The sequence below is a fragment of the Allobosea sp. 05T438 genome (assembly GCF_056396025.1).
The window spans coordinates 627500-653187 of the sequence record NZ_JBFTKQ010000002.1 but is presented as its reverse complement, the minus strand read 5'-3'; the positions used below and the strand labels follow the sequence as shown (position 1 = coordinate 653187).

Annotated in this window: 28 protein-coding genes; 10 read left to right on the top strand and 18 right to left on the bottom strand. The window is 68.5% G+C overall.

From position 1 onward, the window contains the following. The first annotated feature begins 124 nt into the window (after positions 1-124). Positions 125-1930, top strand: coding sequence for a DNA mismatch repair endonuclease MutL (gene mutL, locus AC1DIN_RS06945; protein WP_476809169.1), 1806 nt, complete (start codon positions 125-127; stop codon positions 1928-1930). 3 nt (positions 1931-1933) lie between these two features. Here mutL and AC1DIN_RS06940 read toward each other — a convergent pair whose 3' ends face one another. From AC1DIN_RS06940 to AC1DIN_RS06925, 4 genes are all read right to left on the bottom strand, one after another. Further along, a complete protein-coding gene (locus AC1DIN_RS06940; protein WP_476809168.1) occupies positions 1934-2305 on the bottom strand; it encodes a DUF2019 domain-containing protein in 372 nt (123 codons plus the stop codon). After that, the gene (locus AC1DIN_RS06935) at positions 2302-3039 is read right to left on the bottom strand and encodes a hypothetical protein (RefSeq protein WP_476809167.1); all 738 of its coding nucleotides are present in this window, start codon (positions 3037-3039) and stop codon (positions 2302-2304) included. Before AC1DIN_RS06935 ends, AC1DIN_RS06940 begins: the two co-directional genes overlap by 4 nt. Before the next feature lie 97 nt (positions 3040-3136). Further along, entirely contained in the window at positions 3137-3697 is a 561-nt protein-coding gene (gene rsmD / locus AC1DIN_RS06930; protein ID WP_476809166.1) for a 16S rRNA (guanine(966)-N(2))-methyltransferase RsmD, read from the bottom strand. Positions 3698-3700: 3 nt separating this feature from the next. Continuing rightward, positions 3701-5866: a pseudouridine synthase gene (locus AC1DIN_RS06925; protein ID WP_476809165.1), complete on the bottom strand. Its 2166-nt coding sequence runs from the start codon at positions 5864-5866 to the stop codon at positions 3701-3703. A 123-nt stretch (positions 5867-5989) separates the two neighbouring features. On the opposite strand from AC1DIN_RS06925, the gene AC1DIN_RS06920 reads away from it, so the two are divergent. Next, positions 5990-6454 carry a nucleoside deaminase gene (locus AC1DIN_RS06920; protein WP_476809164.1) on the top strand — a complete coding sequence of 155 codons (465 nt, stop codon included), beginning with the start codon at positions 5990-5992 and terminating at the stop codon, positions 6452-6454. Positions 6455-6576: 122 nt separating this feature from the next. Here the strand turns inward: AC1DIN_RS06920 and AC1DIN_RS06915 are convergent, their stop codons facing one another. Together AC1DIN_RS06915 and AC1DIN_RS06910 are read right to left on the bottom strand one after the other, a co-directional pair. Next, positions 6577-6828 carry a hypothetical protein gene (locus AC1DIN_RS06915; RefSeq protein WP_441468894.1) on the bottom strand — a complete coding sequence of 84 codons (252 nt, stop codon included), beginning with the start codon at positions 6826-6828 and terminating at the stop codon, positions 6577-6579. A 102-nt stretch (positions 6829-6930) separates the two neighbouring features. Continuing rightward, on the bottom strand, positions 6931-7674 hold the full coding sequence (locus tag AC1DIN_RS06910) for a sulfite exporter TauE/SafE family protein (RefSeq protein WP_476809163.1): 744 nt from the start codon (positions 7672-7674) through the stop codon (positions 6931-6933). Between the two features lie 105 nt (positions 7675-7779). Here AC1DIN_RS06910 and AC1DIN_RS06905 point away from each other — a divergent pair, with 105 nt between their 5' ends. Further along, on the top strand, positions 7780-8538 hold the full coding sequence (locus AC1DIN_RS06905) for an ArsR/SmtB family transcription factor (RefSeq protein ID WP_476809162.1): 759 nt from the start codon (positions 7780-7782) through the stop codon (positions 8536-8538). Here AC1DIN_RS06905 and AC1DIN_RS06900 read toward each other — a convergent pair. The 3 genes from AC1DIN_RS06900 to purD form a co-directional block, all read right to left on the bottom strand. Then, on the bottom strand, positions 8498-9367 hold the full coding sequence (locus AC1DIN_RS06900) for a patatin-like phospholipase family protein (RefSeq protein ID WP_476809161.1): 870 nt from the start codon (positions 9365-9367) through the stop codon (positions 8498-8500). The two genes, AC1DIN_RS06905 and AC1DIN_RS06900, sit on opposite strands and share 41 nt — an antisense overlap. A gap of 203 nt (positions 9368-9570) precedes the next feature. After that, entirely contained in the window at positions 9571-10485 is a 915-nt protein-coding gene (locus tag AC1DIN_RS06895) for an alpha/beta fold hydrolase (protein WP_476809160.1), read from the bottom strand. Between the two features lie 33 nt (positions 10486-10518). Continuing rightward, positions 10519-11796, bottom strand: coding sequence for a phosphoribosylamine--glycine ligase (purD, locus tag AC1DIN_RS06890; RefSeq protein WP_476809159.1), 1278 nt, complete (start codon positions 11794-11796; stop codon positions 10519-10521). A gap of 232 nt (positions 11797-12028) precedes the next feature. Here purD and xseA point away from each other — a divergent pair, with 232 nt between their 5' ends. After that, positions 12029-13624 (top strand): exodeoxyribonuclease VII large subunit, encoded by a 1596-nt coding sequence (gene xseA, locus AC1DIN_RS06885; RefSeq protein ID WP_476809158.1) that lies wholly within the window; start codon positions 12029-12031, stop codon positions 13622-13624. Positions 13625-13627: 3 nt separating this feature from the next. On the opposite strand, the gene AC1DIN_RS06880 is transcribed toward xseA, so the two are convergent. Next, positions 13628-14440 (bottom strand): dienelactone hydrolase family protein, encoded by an 813-nt coding sequence (locus tag AC1DIN_RS06880; protein WP_441468887.1) that lies wholly within the window; start codon positions 14438-14440, stop codon positions 13628-13630. Positions 14441-14550: 110 nt separating this feature from the next. Here AC1DIN_RS06880 and AC1DIN_RS06875 point away from each other — a divergent pair, with 110 nt between their 5' ends. Beyond that, positions 14551-14772: a DUF2093 domain-containing protein gene (locus AC1DIN_RS06875; RefSeq protein ID WP_476809157.1), complete on the top strand. Its 222-nt coding sequence runs from the start codon at positions 14551-14553 to the stop codon at positions 14770-14772. Here the strand turns inward: AC1DIN_RS06875 and lpxK are convergent. From lpxK to AC1DIN_RS06850, 5 genes are all read right to left on the bottom strand, one after another. After that, positions 14744-15829: a tetraacyldisaccharide 4'-kinase gene (lpxK, locus tag AC1DIN_RS06870; RefSeq protein ID WP_476809156.1), complete on the bottom strand. Its 1086-nt coding sequence runs from the start codon at positions 15827-15829 to the stop codon at positions 14744-14746. The genes AC1DIN_RS06875 and lpxK overlap by 29 nt on opposite strands. Before the next feature lie 45 nt (positions 15830-15874). After that, on the bottom strand, positions 15875-17179 hold the full coding sequence (locus AC1DIN_RS06865; RefSeq protein ID WP_476809155.1) for a 3-deoxy-D-manno-octulosonic acid transferase: 1305 nt from the start codon (positions 17177-17179) through the stop codon (positions 15875-15877). After that, positions 17176-17916 (bottom strand): lysophospholipid acyltransferase family protein, encoded by a 741-nt coding sequence (locus tag AC1DIN_RS06860; protein ID WP_476809154.1) that lies wholly within the window; start codon positions 17914-17916, stop codon positions 17176-17178. Before AC1DIN_RS06860 ends, AC1DIN_RS06865 begins: the two co-directional genes overlap by 4 nt. 28 nt (positions 17917-17944) lie before the next feature. Next, a complete protein-coding gene (locus tag AC1DIN_RS06855; protein WP_476809153.1) occupies positions 17945-18187 on the bottom strand; it encodes a DUF4170 domain-containing protein in 243 nt (80 codons plus the stop codon). Between the two features lie 90 nt (positions 18188-18277). Next, complete coding sequence (locus AC1DIN_RS06850; protein WP_441468881.1) at positions 18278-19105, bottom strand: 3'(2'),5'-bisphosphate nucleotidase CysQ; 828 nt, start codon at positions 19103-19105, stop codon at positions 18278-18280. A 248-nt stretch (positions 19106-19353) separates the two neighbouring features. Between AC1DIN_RS06850 and AC1DIN_RS06845 the strand changes: the two genes are divergently transcribed. Beyond that, positions 19354-19875, top strand: coding sequence for a DUF6101 family protein (locus AC1DIN_RS06845; protein ID WP_441468880.1), 522 nt, complete (start codon positions 19354-19356; stop codon positions 19873-19875). Positions 19876-19919: 44 nt separating this feature from the next. Here the strand turns inward: AC1DIN_RS06845 and ubiA are convergent, their stop codons facing one another. Next, the gene (gene ubiA, locus AC1DIN_RS06840) at positions 19920-20891 is read right to left on the bottom strand and encodes a 4-hydroxybenzoate octaprenyltransferase (RefSeq protein WP_476809152.1); all 972 of its coding nucleotides are present in this window, start codon (positions 20889-20891) and stop codon (positions 19920-19922) included. 15 nt (positions 20892-20906) lie between these two features. Then, positions 20907-21386, bottom strand: a complete 480-nt coding sequence (locus AC1DIN_RS06835; protein ID WP_476767038.1) for a hypothetical protein — start codon at positions 21384-21386, stop codon at positions 20907-20909. A gap of 193 nt (positions 21387-21579) precedes the next feature. Between AC1DIN_RS06835 and AC1DIN_RS06830 the strand changes: the two genes are divergently transcribed. The 3 genes from AC1DIN_RS06830 to AC1DIN_RS06820 all read left to right on the top strand — a co-directional run bounded on the left by AC1DIN_RS06830 (position 21580) and on the right by AC1DIN_RS06820 (position 24235). Next, positions 21580-22326 carry a 16S rRNA (uracil(1498)-N(3))-methyltransferase gene (locus AC1DIN_RS06830; protein WP_476809151.1) on the top strand — a complete coding sequence of 249 codons (747 nt, stop codon included), beginning with the start codon at positions 21580-21582 and terminating at the stop codon, positions 22324-22326. A 256-nt stretch (positions 22327-22582) separates the two neighbouring features. Continuing rightward, positions 22583-23962, top strand: coding sequence for a glutamate--cysteine ligase (locus AC1DIN_RS06825; RefSeq protein WP_476809150.1), 1380 nt, complete (start codon positions 22583-22585; stop codon positions 23960-23962). Between the two features lie 96 nt (positions 23963-24058). Further along, complete coding sequence (locus AC1DIN_RS06820) at positions 24059-24235, top strand: Flp family type IVb pilin (RefSeq protein WP_441468875.1); 177 nt, start codon at positions 24059-24061, stop codon at positions 24233-24235. Positions 24236-24262: 27 nt separating this feature from the next. On the opposite strand, the gene AC1DIN_RS06815 is transcribed toward AC1DIN_RS06820, so the two are convergent. Then, the gene (locus AC1DIN_RS06815) at positions 24263-25144 is read right to left on the bottom strand and encodes a LysR substrate-binding domain-containing protein (protein WP_149130562.1); all 882 of its coding nucleotides are present in this window, start codon (positions 25142-25144) and stop codon (positions 24263-24265) included. Positions 25145-25328: 184 nt separating this feature from the next. Between AC1DIN_RS06815 and AC1DIN_RS06810 the strand changes: the two genes are divergently transcribed. Then, complete coding sequence (locus AC1DIN_RS06810) at positions 25329-25688, top strand: DUF1127 domain-containing protein (protein WP_476809149.1); 360 nt, start codon at positions 25329-25331, stop codon at positions 25686-25688.

Below are 25688 nucleotides of genomic sequence, written 5' to 3'. Positions count from 1 at the left end.
CGGCAGGGCACGTCATGCTCGGGCTCGGCCCGAGCATCTCCTGATCGAGATTCTCGGGTCTGTGCTTTGCGCCGCCCGGGAATGACGGGCGCGGTGCTCGCGACCAATAGAACATGTTGAGCCCATGACCGTCCGCCGCCTCGATCCCGTGCTGGTCGACCGCATCGCCGCAGGCGAGGTGATCGAGCGACCGGCTGCGGCCGTGAAGGAACTGGTCGAGAACGCGATCGACGCCGGCGCGCGCTCGGTCGCCGTCACCATCACCGGCGGCGGGCGCGAATTGATCCGTGTCGTCGACGACGGCGCCGGCATGACGCCGCAGGACCTCGAGCTCGCCGTCGAGCGCCACGCCACCTCGAAGCTGCCGGACGGGGACCTCTTCGCGATCGGCACGCTGGGCTTCCGCGGCGAGGCGTTGCCCTCGATCGGCTCGGTGGCGCGGCTCTCGATCGCGACACGCCGGCATGACGCATCGCAGGGCTCCGGCCTCGTCGTCGAGGCTGGCGAGAAGGGCGTCGTCCGTCCCGTCGCCGCGGCCGTCGGAACCCGTATCGAGGTCAGCGACCTCTTCATCTTCACCCCGGCCCGCCTCAAATTCCTGAAGAGCGACCGGGCCGAGGCGCAGGCCGTCTCCGAGATGCTGCGGCGCCTCGCCATCGCCCATCCCGAAATCCGCTTCTCGCTGGAAGGCGAGCATGTCAGCGCCTTCGACTGGCCGGGCGAGCCGATCGGGGAAGAGGGCCTGCTGCGCCGTCTCGGCCGGGCGCTGGGCCGCGACTTCCCCGAGAACGCGCTGAAGATCGAGGCCGAGCGCGAGGGCTTCCGCATCTTCGGCTTTTCCGGTTTGCCGACCTTCCATCGCGGCACCTCGGCCGGCGTGCATCTTGCGGTCAACGGCCGCCCGGTCCGCGACAAGCTGCTGCTCTCGGCTGTGCGCGGTGCCTATGCCGACGTCGTGCCCTCCGATCGCCATCCGGTGCTCTTCCTCGATGTCGGCTGCGACCCGCGCTCGGTCGACGTCAACGTCCACCCCGCCAAGAGCGAGGTGCGCTTCCGCGACCCCGCGCTGGTCCGCGGCCTCGTCGTCTCCGGGCTGAAGGCGGCGCTCGCCGCAGCCGGACACCGCGCGACCACGACGGGCGGCGCCCGCACGCTCGACGCCTTCCGCGCCGTGCTCTCGATGGGCGGTAGCGGGAATGCGATCCCGCGCCCGGCCTTTCCTTCGACATCGAACTGGAGCGCGCCTGCCCCGGTTTCCGCGAGCGCCCCTCAACCCGGCTTCTCCGATTTCGCGGCGCCTTCCGCCGATGCCCGCGCCCATCTCGCCGAGCCTTCGGCAGACGCGCTCGACCGGCCGCTTGGCGCCGCCCGCGCCCAGGTCCATGAGACCTACATCGTCGCGCAGACGCGTGAGGGCGTCGTCATCGTCGACCAGCACGCCGCCCATGAGCGGCTGGTCTATGAGCGGCTGAAGGCCGAGCGCGCTCGCTCCGGCATTGCCCGCCAGCCCCTGCTGCTGCCGGAAGTGGTCGAGCTCGATCCTGTCGACGCCGACCGCCTGATAGCGGCGGGCAGCGAGCTCGAAAGCCTCGGCCTCGTGCTGGAATCCTTCGGCCCCGGCGCGGTCTTGGTGCGCGAGGCCCCCAGCCAGCTTGCCGGCGGCAATCTCCAGCGCCTCGTCCGCGATGTCGCCGATGCGCTTGCCGAGCACGGCACGGCCGGCTCGCTTGAGCGCCGGCTCGACCATGTGCTGGCGACGATGGCCTGCCACAACTCCGTCCGCGCCGGCCGCCGCATGCGCCCCGAGGAGATGGACGCGCTGCTGCGCGAGATGGAGGTCACGCCCAATTCCGGCCAGTGCAACCACGGCCGGCCGACCTATGTCGAGCTCAAGCTTAGCGATATCGAGCGGCTGTTCGGGCGGCGATAGGGGTCAGGTCGGCCGATAGAAGCCGGAGTCGAGATTGTCCAGCGTCATGCCGGCGTCACCGGATTGCGGAAACCATTGCTCATCCACGATGGCCTGAAGCTCGCGCCGCGCAGCGATGTAGTCGACGGCCAGATTGGCATGCGCCGCCGTTAGGCGGACTTGCATGTTGGGGTGTCCAAACAAGCTCATAAGGATCCGCCGCTGATCTCCGGGACGGGATTTGAGCTCGTTCTGGATGGCCAGAATTTTATCGTAGCGCCTATTGTAGCTGGCGATCGCGTTACCCTCTAAGGCGTCGTATTGCTGGATGCAAAGTTGCTCGAAGAGGCGCTTCAGCTCTTCCGCTGTGAGTAATTTCAGCTTCGATGGGGTCATTTCAGCACCTTGAAACGCCTGAGAGCCTGACGCCCAACTTCCACGTGCTCCGCCCAACTCCGGTTTCGCAGATAGTCCCGCGGTGCGAGGTTGCCGTAGTTTAGATTCTTCTTTGCGTACCATCCCGTGATCTCATGATGCTTGTATCGCGGAATGCTGACCACGTTGTCCATCCCGTCGATGGCAGAGCGCGGAAAGCCTTCACGAGATCCGGCTCCTTGCTCGACGATATGGTGGTCGTCATAACCTGACCGGCCCGTGCCGACATGCTGCTGAAGCTCCGCGAGTGACTTCGGCTCGTCCTGATACGATCGGATCGAGGGCCATTCCGTGTAAAGCCAGTGCCCGATCTCGATCGCCGTGACGACGGCGCCGATCGGGCCAGCCCTTCTCAGCACTTGGCGTGCGATCGCCTTTGCCAGCGCCTTCGCGGCCTTGGTCTTCGACTGTCGGTCTTGGGGTGGGTCCTTTATGGGGTCGAGCGCCGGGCCGCCATTGTCGCCGACGCCCGGCTGCCGGCTTTGGCCGGAGCCCTCGCCACCGGCCCATTGCCCTCCCTCCGGGCTGCCCGCCGGCACGCGCGGCTGGTCCGAATTGAAGCCGCCCTTCTCGACGAGCGCCTGCAGGCGCGCAAGGGTGCGCATCATGCGCTCACCGGCGATGTGGCAGGCGACGGCATGGCGGCGCGCCGCCAGGGCGCGCCCGTTAGGTTCGATGGATCTTAGGATTGGCATCCGGCGCTTGGTCTCCGCGGCGGATGCGGAGATTAAGCGCGGAACAGGAGCTGGGGATAAGTTCGCTGTCGCCGGCCTATTAGCGACGACCTATGACCTATGAGTTCCGCAGCAGGATCACGAGAGTCTCGCCATAGCTCCGCCGCTCCAGTTCCTCGAAGCCTTCCGGCAGGCTGATCTCGGCATCCGCTGCGTCTTCCAGTACGATCAGGGCTTCCGGCTCCAGCCAGCCGCCCTCGCGGGCTGAGACCAGCGCCTTCTCGCCCAGCCCCTTGCGATAGGGCGGGTCGCAGAAGACGAGGCCGAACGGTGCCATGCCGGCGATCGCCCCGAGCTTCGTCGCATCGCGGCGGAAGATGCGGCTGAAGCCGGCGAGCCCGAGCGCCATCTGGTTCTCGCGGATGATGCCGCGCGCCTCGGTGCCGTCATCGACCAGAAGCGCGAAGCCGGCTCCGCGCGACAGCGCCTCGAAGCCAAGCGCGCCCGTGCCGGCGAACAGGTCGAGCACGCGCGCGCCCTCCACTGCATCGCCATAGGCATGGGCGAGCACATTGAACAGGGATTCGCGCAGGCGGTCCGAGGTCGGCCGGATGCTGCCGATCCCCGGCTTTGGGCCGGCCAGAGGCCGGCCGCCCAGGCGTCCGCCGACGATCCGCATCGCTTAGCCGCGATTACCGCCGCGCGGGCCGCCGCCGCCGGGACGCGGTCCCTTGCCGCCGCCCGGCCGTCCACCGGGTTTGCCGCCGAAGGGACGTCCTCCGCCCGGCTTGCCGCCGAAGGGGCGCCCGCCGCCAGCCGGCCGCTCCGAGGAGCGAGCGCCGAAGCTCTTGGCCCCGAAACCCCTGCCTTCGGGCCTGTCACCGAAGCTGCGGCCGCGCGGCCTGTCATCGGCTGGTCGCTCGCTGAAGCGCCGGGCGGGGCGCTCCGCCCCGTCTCGAGGGGCGCGGTCGGGGCGTTCGCCACGCGGCGCGCGATCCTGCCAGGGCCGCTCATCGGCGCGGTCGCGCCCACCGGCGTCCTCGCGCGGGCGCCGCGCCGGCCGTTCGCCGCCGCTGGGGCGGTCGAAGGCGCGCGGGGCACGAGCCTCGTCGCCGCCTCGTTCGTGGCGCGGCTTGCGGTCGGGACGACGCTTGCTGTCGCGCGCAGGAGCGGCGTGCTCTTGCGAAACGGGTGCGCTGACGCGCTCGACCAGCACGCGCCGGCCCTTGGGGTCGGCGATCGGCGTGTCGCGGCGGCGCTTGATGTCGCCAGCCGCCTCGCGCTGCTGCCGCTCCAGCTTCGGATCGGCGCCGCGGCGCGGCGCGGCCTTGCGTTCGCGCTGCGGCTCGGTTTCGGCATCCCGCCAGACCGTGCGGGTCCAGGGCTTGTCGCCGCGCAATTCGCGCACCGCATCGCGGCGCGCCTCGTGCGGATCCTCGGCGGCGTCACGGCGTCGGCGCGGGCGATCGTCGCCAGCGGGGGCAGGGCGCGGCGCTGCGGGCAGGGCATCGCGGCGCGGCGATTCGAAATCGGCGCCGGCCTTGCTGGCGAGTTCGGTGCCGAGCTGGTCCTGCAGCACGCGCGAGCGGATCTCGTCGGCCTCGCCCTCTTCGAGCTCTCCGAGCTGGAACGGGCCGAAGGAGATGCGGATCAGCCGGTTCACCGTCAGCCCGAGATGCTCGAGCACGGTCTTGACCTCGCGGTTCTTGCCCTCGCGCAGGTCGACCGTCAGCCAGGTGTTGAAGCCCTGCTGGCGCTCGAAGCGGGCGATCACCGGCCCGTACTGGATGCCGTCGATGGTGACGCCGTCCTTGACGGTGTCGAGCACGTCCTGCGTCACCTCGCCGAAGGCGCGCACGCGGTAGCGCCTGAGCCAGCCGGTCTCCGGCAGCTCCAGCACCCGCGCCAGCCCGCCGTCATTGGTCAGGAGCAGCAGGCCTTCGGTGTTGATGTCGAGCCGGCCGATGGTGAGCACGCGCGGCAGGTCTTCCGGCAGCACGTCGAAGACGGTCGGCCGGCCTTCCGGGTCGAAATTGGTCGTCACCACGCCGCGGGGCTTGTGGTAGAGCCACAGCCGGGTGCGTTCGCGGGCCGGCAGCGGCTCGCCGTCGATCAGCACGACATCCGTCGGCTTCACGTCGAAGGCCGGGCTTTCCAGCACGGAGCCATTCACGCTGACGCGGCCTTCCGCGATCATCGCCTCGCTGTCGCGGCGCGAGGCGACGCCGGCGCGCGCCATCACCTTGGCGATCCGCTCCGGCTCCTCCGCCGTGATCAGCTTGCGCTCGGGTGCATCCTCGCGCGGGCGGCGCGGACGGTCCTCATGCCCTTCGAAGCGCGGCGCGCGCGGGCGCGAAAAGCGCTTTTCGCCATCGCGGCCCTCGCCGCGTGGTGGCCGATCGCCCTGCGGACGGTCGCGGCCGGCAAAGGGGCGATCGCCGGTGCGTGCCGGACGGCGCGGGCGCTCCTCGCCGGAGCGTTCACGGAAGCCGCGGCCTTCGCCTTCGGCCTTGAAGCGGGCCGGCCTGTCACCGTCGAAGCGGCGCGGGCGCGGGGCGTCGCCCTCGCTGCCGGCTGGCCGCTCGAAGCGCCGGGTGGGACGTTCGTCGCCGGTCGAATGGCCGCGGAAGGGCTTGCGCTCGCCGTCGCGGGGCGGCCGGTCGTCGCTGGACGAGCGGCTGCGGAACGGCTTGCGCTCGCCATCGCGTGCGGGTCCACGGCTTTCGCCGCCTGAGCGGCTGCCGAAGCTCTTGCCACCGAAGCCTTTACCGCCGGAACCGGGGCCACGGCCGCCGGCGCCACCGCCCTTGCGCGGGCCGCGGCCTCTGTTGTTGTCGTCGTCTTTCATGGCTGCTCCTGAGCCGGCCGAGCACAACCGCGTTGCGGGAAAGGCCTGGCTCGCTTATTCGCTATGACCGGCGCTTGTAGCAGAGGCTTTCCCTCGCTGCGAGCGCCAAAACTGGGGTTTATGATGTCGAAACCGCAATCATCCTCCGCGCTCGACGCCATGGCGCTCGCCTTCGACGAGGCGAAGGCCGCCGCGCAGCGCGGCGAGGTGCCGGTCGGTGCGGTCGTGGTGCGGGACGGCGCGGTCCTCGCCAGTGCCGGCAACCGCACGCTCGAGCTGAAGGATCCGACTGCGCACGCCGAGATGATGGCACTGAGGCTCGCCTGCGAGGCGGTCAGCAGCGAGCGGCTGATCGGCTGCGATCTCTATGTCACGCTCGAACCCTGCCCGATGTGCGCCGCGGCGATCTCCTTCGCCCGGATCAGGAGGCTCTATTTCGGCGCGGCGGACCCGAAGGGCGGCGCAGTCGAGAATGGCGTCAGGCTCTATGAGAGCCCGACCTGCCACCATGTGCCGGAGGTCTATGGCGGGTTGCGCGAGACCGAGGCTGCGGCGCTGCTGCGGGATTTCTTCCGCGAACGGCGGTAGATAACCCTGTTCAGACCGTCATTCCGGGCGGACCGAAGCGCAGATCCGGAATCCATCATAGAGCGGGATTCCGGATCGGCGCCGCTGGCGGGGCTTGTACCGAATGACGGTGGAGGGGACGATCAGGTATCCGACGAGTCGATGCCGAATTTCTGCGCGAGCTGCGCGCGATCCATGCAGGAGACGTCATAGGTCACCTGCCGGCCCTTGAATTCCGGGCGCTTGCTGAATTCCTTGGTCATCGAGCGCGTGATGTCGTCGATCCGCGCTTCGCAGGCTTGGGCGGAGGTGAACTCCATCTCGCTGATCCGGCTGGTGGCGCAATGTACCTCGCCGGTGACGCAGGCCATGATGACCATGGTGAAGGCATCCATGCAGGCGCTCCTGTTGCGGCCGGTCGAAACTGCGCGCCTATGGTTAGCGCTTGGTTAAGACTGGCGATGTGCCCCCCGCGTCCTTAAGCAAGATGCGGGCCGTTATGCAAGGCTGCGCCAGCACAAATAGGTGCCGAGCGCCAGCAGGCCGGCAAAGAAGCAGACCTTGAACGTGGCCGGTGAGATGCGGCTGCGGATGAACTGTCCGGCGCTCATGCCGGCCAGCGCCGGAACGAGGGCAAGCAAGGATTGCCAGGCGACAGCGCCGTTGAGCGCCCCGGCTCCGATCAGTCCGAGGGAAAGCGCCAGTGTCGAGACGATGAAGGAGATGCCGAGCGCCTGCACCAGCTCTTCCTTGTCGAAGCCGAGCGTCTGCAGATAGGGCACGGCCGGCAGCACGAAGACGCCGGTCGCAGCTGTGACGACACCGGTCGCCAACCCGATGACGGGGCCGAGCCAGCCTTCCCAGGCCGGTGGCACGCGCAGCTTCGCCGCCTTCAGGCCGACGAGCGCGTAGAGCACGAGCGCAAGGCCGAGCCAGAGCGTGGCCGTGCCGTCCTTTTCCTGCTGCAGCAGCCCGGCGCCGGCCCAGGTGCCGATGCAAATGGCAGCCAGCATCGGCGCGAGCCGCCGGAGCGTTGCGCCGAGCTTAGCGCCGGTCGTGAGCTGCCAGCCATTGGTGACGAGGTTGGGCACCACCAGCAGCGCCGCCGCCTGCGCCGGCGCCATCACCACGCCGAGGATGCCGACAGCGATCGTCGGCAACCCCAGCCCGATCACGCCCTTGACGAAGCCGGCGAGCACGAAGGTCGCGGTGACGAAGAGGAGGAGAGTTGTGTTGTCCATGCCCCGCTTGTGGCATCGCCCGCGGCGGCTGTCGCCGCCCGATGCTACGGCCGGCGCCGTAGTGTTCCTGCTTGCGGCGCGGCGGCGATGGCGCATCATGGCGCCATGAGCACGCCAAGTCGCTATTCCGGCCCCTATCTCGCGGAGATCGCCCATCTGATGGGCGACCCGGCCCGTGCCAACATGCTGCACGCGCTGATGGACGGCCGTGCGCTGACGGCCAAGGAACTCGCCTGGATCGCCGGCGTCGCACCGCAGACGGCGAGTGGGCACCTCGCCAAACTGATGCAGGGCGGGTTGATCGCGGTCGCCGTGCAGGGGCGCCACCGCTACTACCGGCTCGCCGGATCTGAAGTAGCAGCGGCGCTGGAAGGCCTGATGGTTCTGGCCGGCCTGGACGGGACGAGCCGGCGCTTGCCCTCGCGCGTCGGTGCGGAGCTGAGCCATGCCCGCACCTGCTACGACCATTTCGCCGGGCGGCTCGGTATCGGCATACACGACGCGCTGATGGCCGGCCGCCATCTCGCCGTCAGCGAGGGCGGCTATGCGCTGACGCCGTCGGGCAAGGCGATTTTCTCGGCCCTCGGCGTCGATCCGGATGCGAGCGGCCGGAGCCGCCGTGCGGCGCTTCGGCCCTGCCTCGACTGGAGCGAGCGCCGGCCGCACCTCGCCGGCCATCTCGCTGCGGCGCTGGCCTGCCGCTGCTTCGAGATGGACTGGGTCCGCCGCCGCAAGGACAGCCGTGCCGTTGTCCTGACCGAGGAGGGCAGGGCGATGCTCGCGGCCGCGCTCCCCGGCTTCCGCTGCGATGAGCCGGAGCCGGTCAGTCCCGCGCTTCGAGAGCCCGCGCCAGCGCTCGCTTGACCTCGTCCTTGATCGGCTCCGCCGCCGCGAGGATCGCCTTCGCCTTGAAGAAGTCGAGCCCGCCGATGCGGTCGGCACCGGCCCGGATCAGGATGTCGGGCGGCTGCTGCTCGACCATGCGCTGGACCAGCGTGCGGGTCAGGATCTGCGAGGCGCCGACGATCGCCTCCATCGCGCCGGGAATGCGCGTGTCGCTCGACGCGGTCGTGGGAGCGCTGACATCGACGGCCACGACGATGCGGCCGGGCGCGAGCAACGCCCGATAGGGCAGGGGATCGATGGCGCCGCCGTCGATCAGCACGCGCCCGCCGAGCGCGACCGGCCGCACCAGCCCGGGAATGGCGAGCGAGGCAGCAACGGCCGGCGTCAGCGGTCCGTCGCTCAGTACGACCTCCGCGTGGCGGTGGTAATCAGCCGCTACGGCGGTGAACGGGATCGCCAGCTCTTCGAAGCGATCGGGCACCGCCTCCGGCCAGAAAAGGTCGAGCAGCCGTTCGCCATCGATCAGGACGGGGTTGCCGAGGCCGCGCACGAGATCGGCGAGCTTGCCGACCCGGGCATCGAGCAGCTTCCCGATCACGCGGGCCCGGTCACGGAAGCTCCGCAGCGCATGCTCGCGCAGATCGCGGCCGGAGAGCCCGGCGGCGTAGGCAGCGCCGACGATGGCGCCGATCGAGCAGCCGGATATCTGCGCGGGCTTCAGGCCGAGCTCGTCAAAGGCCTCCAGCACCGCGATATGGCTCAGGCCCCGTGCCCCGCCGGCACCCAGGACGAGCGCGATCTCGGGCGTGCTGCCCGGCCTGCGTTCTGGCTTCGGGGCCGACTTCATATCTGGCGACATCCCCATCGTCATTCCGGTGCAGGCCACCACCCTGAGCCTGGGACCCATGAACACGACGGAGCGTCATCGTCATTGCGAGGCGCGAAGCGACGAAGCAATCCAGGAGGGCTGGATGAAGCGTTCAACCAGGTCCCCCAGGATTGCTTCGCTGCGCTCGCAATGACGTCCCTTTCGAATAGGCCCGCGCCGGCTCAGGCGATGGCCTGCGCCAGGAAGGGCTTCAGCACCGCGAGCGTGGCCTGCGGGTTCTCCTCCGGCAGGAAGTGCCCGCTGTCGATCGCCTGGCCTTCTGCCTGCGGCGCGAAGGTCTTCCGCCAGATTTCGAGCGGGCTTGCGCCCTTGGCCGGGATGCCGGCTTCGCCCCAGAGAACCAGCGTCGGGCAGAGGATGCGCTTGCCCGCAGCGAGGTCGGCCCTGTCGTGCTCGATGTCGGTGGTGGCGCCGGCGCGATAATCCTCGCAGGCGGCATGGGTGCGCGACGGATCGCTGAACGACTCCGCGTAGGATCGCATCGCCAGCGGGTCGAATAGATCGAGGTTCTTCGCCCGGCTCCAGCTCGCGATGGTGCTGTCGAGCCAGCCGACGGGATCGGCCTTGAGCAGGTTTTCAGGGATCGGCTCCGGCTGGGCCAGGAAGGTCCAGTGATAGACCTGCATGGCGCGGGCGGCGTTCATGCCCTCCCACATCGAGACGGTCGGCAGGATGTCGAGCAGCACCAGCCGCTCGACACGGCCGGGGTGGTCGAGCGCCAGCCGATAGGCGACCCGCGCGCCGCGGTCGTGGCCGATCACGTCGAAACGCAGATGGCCGAGCGCCTGCATCACGGCGACAATGTCCTCGCCCATGCCGCGCTTGGTGTAGATCTCCTTGCCGCCGTCGCCATGCGGCGCGGCCGACCAGCCATAGCCGCGTAGATCGGGGCAGACGACGGTGTGGGTCTTGGCCAGCTCCGGCGCCATCCTGTGCCATTCGGCATGGGTTTGCGGAAAGCCGTGGATCAGCACCAGCGGCGGCCCTTCGCCGCCGACGCGCGCGAAGATCTTGCCGATCGGCCCATCGATCCAATGAGCCTTGAAGCCGGGGAAGAGGGAGTCGATGTTCGCCATGGCCGCAAGCATAGCTCCGGCAGCGGCGTCCTGTCAGCCTTGCTCGCGCTTCACCGCCTGCCAGCCGATGTCGCGACGGCAGAAGCCCTCGGGCCAGTCGATCCTGTCGACCGCTGCATAGGCGCGCGCCTGCGCCTCGCCGACGTTCTTGCCGAGCGCGACGACGTTGAGCACGCGCCCACCATTAGCGATGAGCTCGCCATTCGCCAGCTTCGTGCCGGCATGGAAGACGAGCACCTCGTCCAGCGCCTCTGCCTCTTCGATGCCGCGGATGACGCTGCCGGTCTCCGGCTTGGCGGGATATCCCCTGGCCGCGAGCACGACGGTGAGGGCCGCCTCGTCACGCCAGCGCAGGTCGACAGTGTCGAGTATGCCGTCGCAGGCTGCGAGCAGCGCCGGCACGATGTCGCTCTTGAGGCGCGGCATCAGCACCTCGCATTCGGGGTCGCCGAAGCGGGTATTGTATTCGATCAGCTTCGGCCCCTGCGCCGTGAGCATCAGGCCGGCGTAGAGCACGCCCTGGAACGGCGTGCCGCGCTTGGCCATGCCGGCGAGCGTCGGCCTGATGATCTCGGCCATGACGCGCTCCTCCAGCGCGGGCGTCATCACGGGCGCGGGCGAATAGGCGCCCATGCCGCCGGTGTTCGGGCCGGTATCGCCGTCGCCGACGCGCTTGTGGTCCTGCGCCGAGGCGAGCGCCAGCGCATGCGCGCCGTCGCAGAGCGCGAAGAAGCTCGCTTCCTCGCCGATCATCCATTCCTCGATCACGACCTCGGCGCCGGCCGAGCCGAGCCCGCCTGCGAACATCATGTCGATGGCCTCGTTCGCCTCGTCCAGCGTCTCGGCCATGATCACGCCCTTGCCGGCGGCGAGCCCGTCGGCCTTGATCACGATCGGCGCGCCCTTGTCCGCGACATAGGCCTTGGCGGAGGCCGCGTCGCTGAAGCGGCCGAAGCCGGCGGTCGGGATGTCGAATTCGGCGCAGAGTTCCTTGGTGAAGCCCTTCGAGCCTTCGAGCTGCGCGGCGGCCTTCGACGGGCCGAAAACCTTGATGCCGGCCTGCCGGAGATCGTCGGCGATGCCGGCGACCAGCGGCCCCTCCGGTCCGACCACGACGAGGTCGATCCCCTGCAGGCGGCAGAAGGCGACGACGGCGGCATGGTCGGCGACATCGACCGCGACGTTCTCGCCGCACTGCGCCGTGCCGGGATTGCCCGGCGCGATGAAGAGCGTGTCGCAGAGGGGCGAGGCGGAAATCGCCCAGGCGAGCGCATGCTCCCGTCCGCCCGAACCGATCAGAAGAATCTTCATCGCCGCCTCCGTCATTCGCCTCGTTTGCCGTCATCCCGGGCGGAGCGAAGCGGAGATCCGGGATCCATGCCTGAGTGCTTCCGATGAAAGTTCGGGCATGGATCCCGGGTCGACCTGCGGCCGCCCGGGATAACCCGCACGAGGCGGGGTGAAATCGTCATGGGCGCAATAGCTGCCCCGCGGCGCGCGGGCAACGCTTCTGCTGCTTCGCCCGTCCCGCTATGGTCCGGCCATGGATCGCGAATCGTCTCTGCCGACCGACAATGCCCCCGAATGGTCCGTCTCGGACCTCTCCGGCGCGCTGAAGCGCACCATCGAGGATTCATTCGGCTTCGTGCGCGTGCGCGGCGAGATTTCCGGCTATCGCGGCCCGGTCGCCTCCGGCCATGTCTATTTCTCGCTGAAGGATACCAACGCCAAGATCGATGCGGTGATCTGGAAGGGCGTCTTCGGCCGTCTGAAGACGCGGCCGCAGGAAGGCCTTGAGGTCATCGCCACCGGCAAGATCACCACCTTCGCCGGCAAGTCGAGCTACCAGATCGTCATCGATTCGCTGGAGCTGGCCGGTGCCGGCGCGCTGATGGCGTTGCTCGAGGAGCGGCGCAAGCGGCTGGCCGCCGAGGGGCTCTTCGCCGAGGAGCGCAAGCAGCTCATCCCCTATCTGCCCGCGATCATCGGCGTCGTGACCTCGCCGACGGGGGCGGTCATCCGCGACATCCTGCACCGGCTGGAGGACCGCTTCCCCCGCCACGTCCTGGTCTGGCCGGTGAGGGTGCAGGGCGAAACCAGCGCCACTGAGGTCGCCAACGCCATCGCCGGCTTCAACGCGCTGGCGCAGGGCGGGCGCATCCCGCGGCCGGACGTCATCATCGTCGCGCGCGGCGGCGGCTCGCTCGAAGACCTGATGAGCTTCAATGAAGAGGCCGTGGTCCGTGCGGCGGCGGCTTCCGAGATCCCGCTCGTTTCGGCCGTCGGCCACGAGACCGACTGGACGCTGATCGACCACGCCGCGGATTTGCGTGCCCCGACGCCGACCGGGGCGGCCGAGAAAGTCGTGCCGGTGCGGGCCGAGCTGATGAGCTTCGTAGCCGACCTGTCGCGCCGCCATGCCGGGGCGATGCGCCGCTTGTCGGATCGCCGCCGCAGCGACCTCAGGGCGCTCGCCCGCGCGCTGCCGGGGCCTGAGGCGGTCTTGTCAGGTCCGCGCCAGCGGCTCGACCTCGCCGCGACGCGGCTGGCGCCTGCGCTCGCCCGCAATGCTCGCGCACATGAGCAGGCGCTGCAGGCCCTGTCGCGCCGGCTGGAGGCGCGTTCGCCCCGGGTCGCGCTCGCACGGCTGCGGGCGGAGCTTGCCGGTTTCGGGCGCGTCCTCGCTGCGGCCAGGGGCAATGCCATCGCCGGCGAACGCACGCGTATCGCCCATGCCCGCGACCGGCTGGCGACACTGGAAGAGCGGGCGCGCAATGCCTTCGGCCAGAGCCTGGTCCAGCGCCGTGACCGCGGCACGGTTCTGGCGGAACGGGCCGAGCGCGCCTTCGGGCAGGCGCTGCATCGGCGCATCGACAGGCTCGCCTCGCTCTGGGCGCTGATCCGCTCGCTCGGCCCTGAGGCGGTGCTGTCGCGCGGTTACGCCCTGATCCGCGACGAGGCCGGCGCGCTGGTGCGCAGTGTCGGAGCGGCCCAGCCCGGGCAGGCTCTCTCGGTCCAGCTCGCAGATGGCAGCTTCGGCGTCACTGTTTCCGGGGGCGAGTCCGGCGGGGCGAAGCCGACGGCGCCGCGTCCGGCCCGCAAGGGGCCGGCGTCCGGCACGCAAGGCGATCTGTTCTGACGATCAGGGCGTGTTGAGGAAGCCGTTGACGCGCTTCAGCGCATCTTCGCGGGCGGCCATATTTGTGCCGACGGTGACCTTGCCGGTGCCGCTCGCGGAATAGGCGATGTTCTCGCGTTCCCGGACCTCGAGACGCGGATGATCGAAATCATGCAGCGCGCCGGGATAGAGCACGATGCCGACATGCTCGCCGCGCGCCTGCGCCGCTTTGGCAAGGTAGCCGCAGGGCGCTGCCGGGGTCCAGTCGTCGGCATCCCCCATCAGGATCAGCAGAGGCAGACGGGCCGAGAAGCTCGGGGATTCCGATTGCAGCCGGCAGGCCGGGTAGAAGGCGACGGCGCGCTTGAAGTCGGGCTTACCGTCAGCGGGAGCACGTTCCATGCGGATCGCCGCCAGCACGGTCGAGCCGCCACCCGACCAGCCGAGGAGCGAGATCATGCCCGGCTTGATGTCGCTGCGCTGCTGCAGCCAGACCCGTGCGGCGGTGGCATCGGCCACGCGCTCGCGCCCGGCACGCACCGTCAGATCCTTGACACCGCATTGCGAGCCGAGACCGCGTGAGCCGTAGCTGTCGGGCATCAGCACGGCAAAGCCGGCGGCGGCGAGCCTCTCGCCCCAATCCGTGTGGCGAACCGACAATTGGCCTTGCTCGCGCCACAGACCGCCGCAACCATGCAGGGCGACGACAGCCGGGAACGGGCCAGGGCCTGCCGGGCGGTAGAAAACGCCGGCGAGATGGCCTCCGTCCATCGGAATCGACACGCGCTCATAGCCCGCCGCCAGGGCGGCAGGGGCTGCAAGCAGTGCAAGGCTCATCAGGCACGCCGCGAGGCGCTGGAGACTGGACATCGTCGACCAGAGGGTTATCACAAGCGGCGGAGTATTCCGGCTTTCCGTTTCCCGATCAATGATTTGATGCGAATTTGATGAACATCAGCGAGCGTCTCCCTCCGAGCGGCCCCGAGGCGGTCATCGATTACGGCCCCGGCGAGTTCCGCGTGCTGAAGCCAGGCGCCTTCGTGCGCTGCGCGGTGACCTCGGTGCCGATCCGGCTGGAGGATCTGCGCTATTGGTCGATCGAGTGGCAGGAAGCCTATTCTTCACCGGAAGCCGTGATGCTCAGGCTGCGCCGGGCCGGGCGCGCTTAGTCGCCTCTACGAGTAGGCTTTCGATCGGCGCTTGTTTGGCGAAGGTCAGCCGGACGGGCAGCACGACGAGCCGGTCTGCTTCTGCATTGGGCCAGAGGGCGGCGAGCTTGGTCCAGTCCTTCTCGGTCGTCGCGATCAACGCGCCGCGCGTCTTGGCCTCGGCGATGACTTCAGCGACATCGCAATCCGTATAGGGATGGTGATCGCCGAAGGCGCGCTCGGCGACAATGGTGGCGCCGATCTCGCGCAACGTCGCGGCGAATTTCTCGGGCCTCCCGATTCCGGAAAGCGCCAGAACCTCCCGCTCTTTCAGCTGCTGCGCCGCGCTGGCAAGCGGCTCCAGTCGCGCGTCGATGACGGGACGCCCTTGAGAACGCACGGCGGTTGCCACGCGCTGACCTGCCTCGCCTTCGCCGACAACGATCACGGCGTCGACCTTGCCGATCTGCTCCGCAAGCGGCGCCCGCAAGGGGCCGGCCGGCAAGCAGAGCCCGTTACCCACGCCGCTTGCTCCGTCGACCACGGCCAGCCTCAACCGCTTCGCGAGCGCGGGATTCTGCAACCCGTCATCCATGACGATGACGCTGGCGCCAAGCCCGTGGGCCAGCCGCGCCCCGGCAAGCCTGTCGCGGGCGATGACGGTGCGGGCATGGCGCGCCATCAATATCGGTTCGTCGCCGACATCGGCAGCCGCGTGCCCGGTTGGGTCGACCTCGACGGGGCCGGCAAGCCGGCCGCCATAGCCGCGCATCAGCACGAAGGGTTTCTCGCCGCACCGCACCAGCATGTCCGCGACGGCGATCGCCGTCGGCGTCTTGCCGGCACCGCCGGCGACGAAGTTTCCGATGCAGATGACGGGAACAGGCAGTTCGGCGCCGGGTTGGCGCATGCGCCGCAGGGTGATTCTGCCGTAAAGCCAGCCGATCGGCCGAAGCAGCGTGGCCGCGAGCGTCGGGCGCGTCTGCCACCAGAAGCGCGGCGCGCTGGAGCCGGGTGCGAAGAAGTGGGAACCGGTTTTTCGCACGAAGCCCCGCTCCGAAGTCTTAGAATCGATCATGATGATTTCGGGTCGCTTCGATCCGAAATGATCGTGACCCTGGCATCAGACCATAGGCTCGCGTTGCTCGAGCGCGGCGCGCATCAGCAACGGCTCGATGGCGTGGAGCGTGCGGTTGAGGGCGCCGCCGAGCTGGCTCGCCGTCTGCGCCGCCGCCCGCGCGGCCTGCCGGGCGCTCGCCGGATCGCTCAGCCAGCGATGCACCGCTCCGGCGAGTGTCTGCGCGTCGGGGACGGAGCGCGAGCCGCCATCCTGGTCGAAGGCCGCGAAGATCTCGGCATTGTTGTGGACATAGGGGCCGTGCAGCAGCGCGCAGCCGAGCTTGGCAGGCTCGATCGGATTATGCCCCCCGATGCCCTCGACCAGCGAGCCGCCGAGGAAGGCGACCTGCGACAGCCGATAGAACAGCCCGAGCTCGTTGACGGTGTCGGCTACATAGAGGTCGACGTCGCGTTCCGGGTTCTCGCCGGCGGCCCGGCGCGAGACGGCAACGTCATTGGCCTGGGCCAGCGCCTCGATGTCCGGGCCGCGCTGCGGATGGCGCGGCGCGATGATGGTCAGGAGCTTCGGCAGGTAGGCCTTGATCGCGAGATGGGCGGCAAGCACCAGCTCGTCCTCGCCGGGATGCGTGCTGGCGGCGATCCAGACCGGCCGGCCGGTGGTCATGCCATCGAGGATGGCGAGCATGCCCGGCTCGGCAGGCGGGGCAGGCACGTCGAATTTCAGGTTGCCGGCGACGCTGACGCGCGGCGCGCCGAGCTGGGCGAGGCGCTCCGCGTCCGCCTGCGACTGCGCAAGGCAGGCCTCGAAGCATGAGAGCAGGAAGCGCGAGGTCTTCGGCATCTTGTACCAGCGCGCGAACGAGCGCTCGGACATACGCCCGTTGACCATGACCACAGGGATCGAGCGGCGATGCGCCTCGATCAGCAGGTTGGGCCAGATTTCGGATTCGCAGATCAGGCAGAGCTCGGGCCGCCAGTGATCCATGAAACGGCGCATGTAGCGCGGCACGTCGAGCGGCAGATATTGATGGATGACGCCCGCTGGCAGCCGCGCCGCCAGAAGCTTGGCCGAGGTGACCGTGCCCGAGGTGACCAGCACGGCGAGGCCGCGCTTCTGGAGCTTTGCGATCAGCGGCAGCAGCGTGACCGTCTCGCCGACGCTGGCGCCATGCAGCCAGACCAGCGGCTTGTTCGGTCGCTTTACGCCGGGATAGCCGCGTCGCTCCGAAATCCGCTCGGGGTCTTCCTTGCCGCGGCGCTGGCGCATGAGCAGAAGTGCCGCTGCGGCCGGTTCGAGGAGCGCGGTCGTGTAGCGATATGCCCTGAAGATCGCGCCCTTGCCGCTCATGCCGGCGCTCCGGCCGTTCGGCGTTGCTCGCGCAGCCCGGCGCCCGGATCGCGGCTGCCGACGAGCGCGTAGCCGCGGGCGTGGACGTCGTCCAGGCTCGCCTGCAGTGCGAGGCGCGCCTCCTCCTGCGTCGCCTCATCGGCGTCGCGCGCGACCAGGATCGGCTCGCCGACAACGATGGCGCAGCGTCCGAAGGGCAGGCCGATCGAGGCACGGTCCCAGCTGTTGAAGTCGATACGGCGGCTGGTGACGACGGCGACCGCGCGGATCGGCCGGCCGGAGGCGCGCGCCAGGGTAATGATGCCCGGGCCGACGACGCGGGCGCGTTTCGGTATGTCGGCGGTCAGCACCATCGTCTCCCCGGCGGCGAGCCGGCGCAGCATGGCGAGGAAGGCGGGGGCCCCGCCCTTCTCGCGGACCTTGTGCCCCGGCCGTGCGCCGGAGCCTCGGATTGCTCCGATCCCGAGTTCGCGCAGCGCCACCGCGTTGAAGCCGCCGTCGCCATGGCGCGAGACCAGCGAGCAGGCCGGCATCCAGTCCGGCCGCGCGAAGGGGATCATAATGTGCTGACCGTGCCACATCGCGAAGATGAGCGGCAGCTCCGGCCGGACGTGATCGTAGACATCGGCCGGTTCGAAGACGATCTTGTTGGTGCGCTGCACGAGGCGCAGATACCCGGCCAGCAATCGGCCGAGCGTTTCCTGCGCCACGCGCGTCTTGAGGATGGAAAAGCCCATCTGCTTGATGCCGAAAATTTGCGCTGGCTCAGCCCTTGGCTGCTTCCGGGTCGAGAAGACGGTGGAGATGCACGATGAAATAGCGCGTCTGCGCCTGATCGACGGTCTGCTGGGCCTTTGCCTTCCAGGCCGTATGCGCACTGGCGTAGTTCGGGAAGACCCCGACGATGTCGAGCTTCGCCAGATCCTTGAAGGTGATGCTGTCGAGCGAGTCCAGTTCGCCGCCGAAAACGAGATGGAGAAGCTGCTTCTGATCCGGTTCCACGCTCATCGATATCTCCTGCGGGGCATGCGCCGCCCCAATAAGCCATCCGGGCCGCGCATGCGAGCCGGCCCGGCGGCTAGCTTCCAAAAAAAAACGTCAGGCGGGCTGCGTCCGTCCGTCGCGCAATCGCTCGACCGCGTGCAGCAGCGGGTTCACGAGCGCACCGTTGCTGGCGATCAACATCCCGTGAACGGGGTTGGGGCGGTTATAGGCGACGGATCGTCCAGCCGCATCGCTCAACTGTCCGCCGGCTTCGCTCAGAACCAGATCCGCGGCCGCCAGGTCCCAGTCGCGCGCGTCGGGCGAGATCAGCCCGGCATCGATCGTGCCGTCCGCGATCCGCGTCAGCCTGAGCGCGAGCGAGGGAATTTTGCCCGCGGCTTCGAAATCCTCGGATTGAGCCAGCGCATCGAGCATGGGCTTGGGGCCGGCGATCTTCGCGCCGGCGAGACTGTCTGCCAGTGACGTGCGGATGGCTTCGCCGCTGCGCCTGGCGCCCGCGCCACGCACGGCCGTGTAGGTAGCATCGCAGGCGGGGGCATGGACGATGCCGAGGACCGGCGCCCCCTCATCCAGCAGCGCGACGCAGACCGCCCAGTCGGGCGAGCCGCTCATATAGGCGCGGGTGCCGTCGATGGGATCGACGACCCAGACGAAGCGATGCGTCAGGCGCTGCGCATCGTCGACAGTCTCCTCCGAGAGCCAGGCGGCTTCCGGCAGCAGTGACGAGAGACGTATCCGCAGGAAGGTGTCGACGCCGATATCGGCTTCCGTCACGGGCGAGCCGCCACTCTTGGCCCAGGTGCGTGCCGCTGTCTGTGTACCGGGCCGGAAGAGATCGAGTGCGAGGGTGCCGGCTTCCAGGCAGCTTTCGCATGCCGCCTTCATCAGTTCGGCCGCGATCGGTAGCGTCATTGCACTCATGCCCTTCGTATCGGCCGCGAAAGTCGCTGTTTCAAGCCGAAAATGCGGTCAAGGTGCGAAAGATTCCGTCAAGCATCAGACCGGAAACAGGGCAGTCAGGGCGCTGAAGCGGCGAAAACACCATCCTTTAACCCAACGCCTTAAGCGCTCGGACACGGCTGACGCCCAATCTCGCATGGCAAGCACGAGAGCCCCGGCATCGACAGAGGGCTCCGCTGCGGCAGGGATCAAGAGAGGCGTTATAACCGATGGCCAGCGTCACGCCGGCCGCCGGGGAGGTCGGTTTTGCGCCGCATCTCCTCGGCGGCTCGACAATCACAGCGATCGTTTCCCACAACCCGATGCCGGCCCGCCCGGTCGCGCCTGCGATCGAACGCCTGGCTTCCGTGCGTATCCTGCGCGGCTCGGCCAATTGGCGGGGCGTTGCCCTGCGTCTGGCCAACCCGGCGGGAGACGACGAGCGCTTCGAACTGGCGCTGACGGCCGGCGATGGCCGCTCCATCGTGGTGGCCTGCGCCGACGAGGCCGATGCCGTCGCGCTCTGGCGCGATTTCGGTCGGGCGAGCGGTCTGCCGTTGCTGCTCGAAACCGCCGACGGCGCGGTGAGCGAGCCGTTCCCGCAGATCGGCCGCGTCGCGCTCGGGCCCGTGCGGATCCGGCGCCGTCATGGCCTGCTCAACGGCCGCCGCCCCCGCTTTCTGACGCGGCGCAAGACGGGCCGGTTGGCGGAGCTGCCGGACATCGTTTCAGGCGAGAGACTGACCGACTAGGACCGGGATCCGATCAGGTTGAATCAGTCCGGGCAGCGCGTGCCCTAGCCAGCCAGAAGCGCGCGGCCGATTGTGTCGAGCGCCAGCCCGGCGGCCAGCAGCAGCCCGGCATTGCGGTTCGAACGGAAGAGCATGAGGGCTTCCGGCGCGCTCGCGCCGGCGATGCGTGCAACCTGCCAACCGAGATGGCCTGCAAAGGCCGCGAGGCCCAGCCAGGCGACGATGCCGCCTCCGACGAGCCAGATCGCGATGGCCGTCAATGCCGTCGCCAGCCCGAAGCACAGCGCCACAGCCTCGCGCGTATGATCGCCGAAATAGCGCGCGCTCGACTTGATGCCCGCGATGACGTCGTCTTCAATATCCTGCATCGCATAGATCGTGTCGTAGCCGACCGTCCAGGCGATCGCTGCCGCATAGATCAGATAGGCCGGCGGGTCGAGCCGCCCGAACACGGCACTCCAGCCGAGCAGCCCGCCCCATGAGAAGGCGAGCCCGAGCACGAACTGCGGCATGTTCGTAATCCGCTTCATGAAAGGATAGATCGCGACGATGGCGAGCGAGGCGATGCCGAGCAGGATCGTGAAGCGGTTGAATTGAAGCAGGACTGCGAGCCCGCCGAGCGACAGCGCGACCATGAACAGCGCCGCCGCCTTGGCCGTCACCTGCCCTGAGGGTAGCGGGCGGCCGCGCGTGCGAGCAACTTCCGCATCAAGCTTGCGGTCGATGATGTCGTTGAAGGTGCAGCCGGCGCCGCGCATCAGGATCGCGCCGATCAGGAAAAGCAGGCAATGCCAGGGATCGGGATAGGGCCGGCCGGCGGCGATCGCGGCGAGCCCGGCCGCCCACCAGCAGGGTAGCAGCAGCAGCCACCAGCCGATCGGCCGCTCGATGCGGGCGAGCTTCAGGAAAGGGCGGGCCGCGCGCGGCGCACGGGTATCGACCCAATGGCCCTTGAGTGCGTCGGGGAGGACGGCGTCAGGTCCGGAGGTGGCGTGGAGCGGCAGGGGCTCCGGCATGGCCGCCTCCGCCGGTTAGAGCGCGCCTTGCGGAACACGCATGCCGCCGCCTGCGCCGCTGGTGATCGAATCGGCGCCGCCGAAGGGATTGGCGCCCTGCGCCTGCTGCTGGGCCTTGCGCTGCATCGCGGCCTGCTGCTTCACTGCATTGCAGGCTTGGCTCCGGAACGTCACGACCTTCTGGTTGTCGGTCTTCATGCCGTCGATGAAGGTAGGCGGGATCTGGCACCAGTCCTGGTTGGCGGTCGCGAATTTGATCGCGGCCTCGCCATTGTTGACCAGACGGCCGAAAGTGCTGCAGGCATCCTGCGGCGTCATCTTCTTCTTGGCCTTCTGCGTAGCCTGGAGTTTGGCGACGATCGACTGGCGTTCGGCGAGCAGCTTCTGGATCTGCTCACAGCCGGAAATCTGGGCCTGGGCCGGTGCGGCAGACATGACAGAAGCCACGGCTAGGCCGATCGTCGTCATCACGCCATATGCCAACCCGCGCCGCATGATGTCCCTCTCCAGCTTGCCGGCCGATTTGGCCCGTTCTTAAATATGTCCTTAACAGCAGGCGCTGTTAACGCGAACGACCCTTGCGAGTCTACTCTTCCTATGTCGGGAGCAGCTCGCTGCTAGTTCAAGATTGTGGCGTTTTTCATGCCACTTTCCACAGCCAAGATCAGCCGCGGAGGCGCCTGCCCACATGTCCGATCCCGATTTCGCCCGCCACCGGCTGTTCATCGACCGCGCCTTTGCGCCGGGCGCGACGCTTCCGCTGGAGCGGGAACAGGCGAATTATCTGCTCAACGTCCTGCGCTTCAAGGCCGACGACACCGTGCTCGTCTTCAACGGGCGCGACGGCGAGTGGCTGGCAAGCCTCGTTCCCGAAGGGCGCAAGCAGGCAACGCTTGCGCTCATCCGGCAGGTCAAGCCGCAGCCGCCGGAGAGCGACCTGCACTATCTCTTCGCCCCGCTGAAGCACGCCCGCCTCGACTACATGGCGCAGAAGGCGGTGGAGATGGGGGCCGGGGTTCTGCAGCCCGTCATCACACGGCGCACGCAGGTGTCGCGGCTCAATCTCGACCGCATGCGTGCCAATGCAGTCGAGGCGGCGGAGCAGTGCGGCATTCTCAGCCTGCCTGCGGTCGAGGCCGAGAAACCCCTCGAAGCGGCCCTCGCGGGCCTCGCTCCCGAGCGACTCCTGATCTTCTGTGACGAGGGGGCCGATGAGGCGAGCCCGGTCGCGGCGCTGGCCGCGCGGGAGCCTGCCCCTCTGGCGGTGCTGATCGGCCCGGAGGGTGGTTTCGACGAGGCGGAACGGCGGCTGATCCGCGCGCGCGCCAACACGCTGCCGATCTCGCTCGGCCCCCGCATCCTGCGCGCCGACACCGCGGCCGTCGCCGCGCTCGCCGTCGTGCAAGCTACGCTCGGGGACTGGTCGCGGCGCTGAGCGGAACGACGTCACTGGTGCGGAGCGTGCGTCCGCCGGGCTTTGCATGAGGCCGCGCATCCTGCGCCGCGCCTGCTGAAAGCCGGCTCGGCGCCCCGCGGGATCTGCTGCCAGCGCCGGGCGGCCTTTCACGAATGCAAGAGCGGGGTCGTTGTCGAGCGTTCGGCGCTCGCCTATGTCTGTCGTCCCGAACCTGCTGCTGCCGGCTCTCGCCGGCGGACTGCGGGTCATTCATGTCTGTTCTGCCGGAGCGCCCATGGCTCGCGACGTGTCCGATTCGACCCCGATCGGTTCGAAGGATGAACTGATCTCCTGGATCGCCGCCGGCGAGAAACCGGAATCCGCTTTCCGGATCGGCACCGAACACGAGAAATTCCCGTTTTACCGGAGCGATCTCGGGCCGGTTCCCTATGAGGGGCGCGCCGGTGCGGGCGGCATCCGTGCCCTGCTCGAAGGCATGCAGCAGCGTCTCGGCTGGGAGCCTATCGTCGATGACGGCAACATCATCGGCCTCGCCGGCCCCGAGGGCGGCGGCGCGATCTCGCTGGAGCCGGGCGGCCAGTTCGAACTGTCCGGCGCGCCGCTGGAGGACGTCCATCAGACGCAGGCCGAACTCGTCGCACATCTCGACGACGCCAAGGCGGTCGCGGAGCCGCACGGCATCGGCTTCGCCGCACTCGGCGCCTCACCGCTCTGGACCCGTGCCGAGACTCCGGTGATGCCCAAGGGCCGCTACAAGATCATGGCGAACTACATGCCGAAAGTCGGCACGATGGGCCTCGACATGATGTTCCGGACCTGCACCGTGCAGGTCAATCTCGACTTCGCCACCGAGGCCGACATGGTGCGAAAGCTGCGGGTTTCGCTCGCCCTCCAGCCCCTCGCAACCGCGCTCTTCGCCTCCTCGCCCTTCCTGGAGCGCAAGCTGAACGGCTTCCAGTCGATGCGCTCCGAGATCTGGCGCGACACCGACAATAACCGTTCCGGCATGCTCGCCTTCGCCTTCGACGAGGGCATGTCCTACGAAGCCTATGTCGACTGGGCGCTCGACGTTCCGATGTATTTCGTCAAGCGTGGCGACACCTATCACGACGTCGCTGGTGCTTCCTTCCGCGATCTGCTGGCCGGCAAGCTGCCGCAGTTGCCTGGCGAACACGCGACCATGTCGGATTGGGCGAACCATCTCTCGACCATGTTCCCGGAAGTCCGGCTGAAGCGGTTCCTCGAGATGCGCGGCGCCGACGCCGGCCCGCCCGAGATGCTGGCCGCCCTGCCGGCCTTCTGGGTCGGGTTGTTCTATGATCGATCGGCTCTCGACGCCGCCTGGGACCTCGTGAAGGGCTGGAGCGCACAGGAACGCCAGGCCCTGCGCGACGCCGTTCCGAAGCAGGGACTTGCGGCGACGATTGCCGGGCGCAAGTTGAGTGAAATTGCCGCCGAGGTTCTGGAGTTCTCGCGCGCGGGTCTCGCACGGCGGGCAAGGCAGAATGCCTCGGGCCAGGACGAGAGCGTCTTCCTCGCGCCTCTGCAGGAGATCGTGGCGCATCGGCAGACTCTCGCCCAGCGCCTGGAAGAGCGCTTTCGCTCGGCGTGGAACGGCAAGGTCGAGCCCGTGATGACCGAGCTGGCCGTGTGAGTTCCTGGCCAGGCCGGCGCCGGGAATCGTGATTTCCGGCGCATTTTTCTGCCGAAATTAACCTGTTGGCGGAAATCTCATGCCTAACCTAACGGCATGAAGCAGATCGCTGCCAGCTTTGCCGGACTTCTTCGCGACGAGCGGGGCGCCACCTCGATCGAATACGCTTTCATCGCCAGCCTGGTCTCGATCGCCATCGTCGGCGCCGCCACGCTGATCGGCACGCGCCTCAATGTGCTGTTCGAGGGGATCATTCCAGGCCTGACGAAATAGCCTGCCGGCGACAGGGCTGCTCCCGGCCTATTCCGCCGCCACCTTGAAGCTCGCCAGATTATCCAGGCTCTGGATGATGTGCTCGGCCAGCGCGTTCGACAGCACCGAAGGGTCGAAGCGCGTGCGCAGCAGCCCGATCTTGCACGAGGGCAAAGTGGCGTATCCTTCGGACGGACCGAGGATGCGCATGCCCGGCCTCACCGCGCTTTCCGGCAGCACCGAAACTGCGAGCCCTGCCAGCACGGCCGCCCCGACGGCGGTCGAGTTCCAGCTCGCATAGAGCACGCGGAAGCGGCGCCCCTTCGACTCCAGCGCATCCACTGCCGCCTGACGCCAGTTACAGGTCGGCCGGCCGAGCGCCAGCGGCAGGGGGTCTTCCTCATGCACGCCGTGGCGCGCCGACGTGACCCAGAGCAGCGGCTCGATCCGAATGATCTCGCCCTGTCCGCGGCTTTCGACATGGGTGATGATGGCAAGATCGATGTCGCCGGTCGCGATGCGTTCCGCCAGCATCGGCGTCGGCTCGCAGACCACCGTGACCTCGGCGCGCGGATTCGAATGAGCGAAGCGGGCGAGAATCTCCGGGAGATAGCGATCGGCATAGTCGTCCGGCACGCCGAGGCGGATGCGGCCCTTCAAATCCGCATCGGCGAAGGAAGCCACGCATTCGAGGTTCAGCCGGACGATGCGGCGCGCATAGTCGAGCAGGCGCTCGCCGTCCTCCGTCAGCTTGGCATGGCGGCCATCGCGTCCGAACAGGGGGCGGCCGACGCGCTCCTCGAGGCGCTTCATCTGCATGGAAACGGCCGACTGCGTCTTGAAGACGATCTCGGCAGCGCGGGTGAAAGACCCGGTATCGGCGATGGCGACGAAGGTCTTGAGCTGATCGGCGTCGAGCACATGAGCCATTGGCGATCCCCATCCACTGCTCATCAATATCAGTGTTGCGAGACATCATAACCATTCGTTTGGCTGATGGCCAGAGCCTCGCTAAGGTCTGCGCAGTCTCCGATCTTTCCAGTCAATGGCGCGTCCGGGCCGGACGGAGATGCCGAGCCAACCTTTCCCGTCCGTTCCGTCCCAGGAGGCTGTCATGCTGATCATGACCTTTGTCGCGAAGCCGCTCTCGATCATCTCGTCGGGTGTGACGCGCATCGCCATTGCTGGTTTCGGCGGGATTGCCCAACTCGTGCGTGCTCTCATTCACCGTCGCGAGGTAATGCGCCTTGCCGAGCTCGACGAGCGCGGCCTCAAGGATATCGGCCTCGTGCGTTCCGATATCGCCGGCGCGCTGGCGACGTCCTGGTACAAGGACCCGTCCGCCGTGCTTCAGGATCGCTCGGAGGAGCAGGCGGATGCTGCCGCGGCGCGGCGCGAGCACGCCCAGCTCCATGCGCCGACACGGCCGAAGCTGGCCGCCAATGCCGATCTAGCGGTTGCACGCTGCGCCTGA

Coding starts and splice junctions, on each gene's coding strand:
- AC1DIN_RS06820 (WP_441468875.1), top strand. CDS start 24,059: ATGAAGCAGATCGCTGCCAGCTTTGCCGGACTTCTTCGCGACGAGCGG.
- AC1DIN_RS06865 (WP_476809155.1), bottom strand. CDS start 17,179: ATGAGCGGCAAGGGCGCGATCTTCAGGGCATATCGCTACACGACCGCG.
- AC1DIN_RS06830 (WP_476809151.1), top strand. CDS start 21,580: ATGTCCGATCCCGATTTCGCCCGCCACCGGCTGTTCATCGACCGCGCC.
- xseA (WP_476809158.1), top strand. CDS start 12,029: ATGGATCGCGAATCGTCTCTGCCGACCGACAATGCCCCCGAATGGTCC.
- mutL (WP_476809169.1), top strand. CDS start 125: ATGACCGTCCGCCGCCTCGATCCCGTGCTGGTCGACCGCATCGCCGCA.
- purD (WP_476809159.1), bottom strand. CDS start 11,796: ATGAAGATTCTTCTGATCGGTTCGGGCGGACGGGAGCATGCGCTCGCC.
- AC1DIN_RS06815 (WP_149130562.1), bottom strand. CDS start 25,144: ATGGCTCATGTGCTCGACGCCGATCAGCTCAAGACCTTCGTCGCCATC.
- AC1DIN_RS06825 (WP_476809150.1), top strand. CDS start 22,583: ATGGCTCGCGACGTGTCCGATTCGACCCCGATCGGTTCGAAGGATGAA.
- AC1DIN_RS06935 (WP_476809167.1), bottom strand. CDS start 3,039: ATGCCAATCCTAAGATCCATCGAACCTAACGGGCGCGCCCTGGCGGCG.
- AC1DIN_RS06875 (WP_476809157.1), top strand. CDS start 14,551: ATGAACATCAGCGAGCGTCTCCCTCCGAGCGGCCCCGAGGCGGTCATC.
- AC1DIN_RS06910 (WP_476809163.1), bottom strand. CDS start 7,674: ATGGACAACACAACTCTCCTCCTCTTCGTCACCGCGACCTTCGTGCTC.
- AC1DIN_RS06810 (WP_476809149.1), top strand. CDS start 25,329: ATGCTGATCATGACCTTTGTCGCGAAGCCGCTCTCGATCATCTCGTCG.
- AC1DIN_RS06860 (WP_476809154.1), bottom strand. CDS start 17,916: ATGGGCTTTTCCATCCTCAAGACGCGCGTGGCGCAGGAAACGCTCGGC.
- AC1DIN_RS06940 (WP_476809168.1), bottom strand. CDS start 2,305: ATGACCCCATCGAAGCTGAAATTACTCACAGCGGAAGAGCTGAAGCGC.
- AC1DIN_RS06855 (WP_476809153.1), bottom strand. CDS start 18,187: ATGAGCGTGGAACCGGATCAGAAGCAGCTTCTCCATCTCGTTTTCGGC.
- AC1DIN_RS06895 (WP_476809160.1), bottom strand. CDS start 10,485: ATGGCGAACATCGACTCCCTCTTCCCCGGCTTCAAGGCTCATTGGATC.
- AC1DIN_RS06900 (WP_476809161.1), bottom strand. CDS start 9,367: ATGAAGTCGGCCCCGAAGCCAGAACGCAGGCCGGGCAGCACGCCCGAG.
- AC1DIN_RS06850 (WP_441468881.1), bottom strand. CDS start 19,105: ATGAGTGCAATGACGCTACCGATCGCGGCCGAACTGATGAAGGCGGCA.
- AC1DIN_RS06835 (WP_476767038.1), bottom strand. CDS start 21,386: ATGCGGCGCGGGTTGGCATATGGCGTGATGACGACGATCGGCCTAGCC.
- rsmD (WP_476809166.1), bottom strand. CDS start 3,697: ATGCGGATCGTCGGCGGACGCCTGGGCGGCCGGCCTCTGGCCGGCCCA.
- AC1DIN_RS06915 (WP_441468894.1), bottom strand. CDS start 6,828: ATGGATGCCTTCACCATGGTCATCATGGCCTGCGTCACCGGCGAGGTA.
- lpxK (WP_476809156.1), bottom strand. CDS start 15,829: ATGATCGATTCTAAGACTTCGGAGCGGGGCTTCGTGCGAAAAACCGGT.
- AC1DIN_RS06905 (WP_476809162.1), top strand. CDS start 7,780: ATGAGCACGCCAAGTCGCTATTCCGGCCCCTATCTCGCGGAGATCGCC.
- ubiA (WP_476809152.1), bottom strand. CDS start 20,891: ATGCCGGAGCCCCTGCCGCTCCACGCCACCTCCGGACCTGACGCCGTC.
- AC1DIN_RS06880 (WP_441468887.1), bottom strand. CDS start 14,440: ATGAGCCTTGCACTGCTTGCAGCCCCTGCCGCCCTGGCGGCGGGCTAT.
- AC1DIN_RS06925 (WP_476809165.1), bottom strand. CDS start 5,866: ATGAAAGACGACGACAACAACAGAGGCCGCGGCCCGCGCAAGGGCGGT.
- AC1DIN_RS06920 (WP_476809164.1), top strand. CDS start 5,990: ATGTCGAAACCGCAATCATCCTCCGCGCTCGACGCCATGGCGCTCGCC.
- AC1DIN_RS06845 (WP_441468880.1), top strand. CDS start 19,354: ATGGCCAGCGTCACGCCGGCCGCCGGGGAGGTCGGTTTTGCGCCGCAT.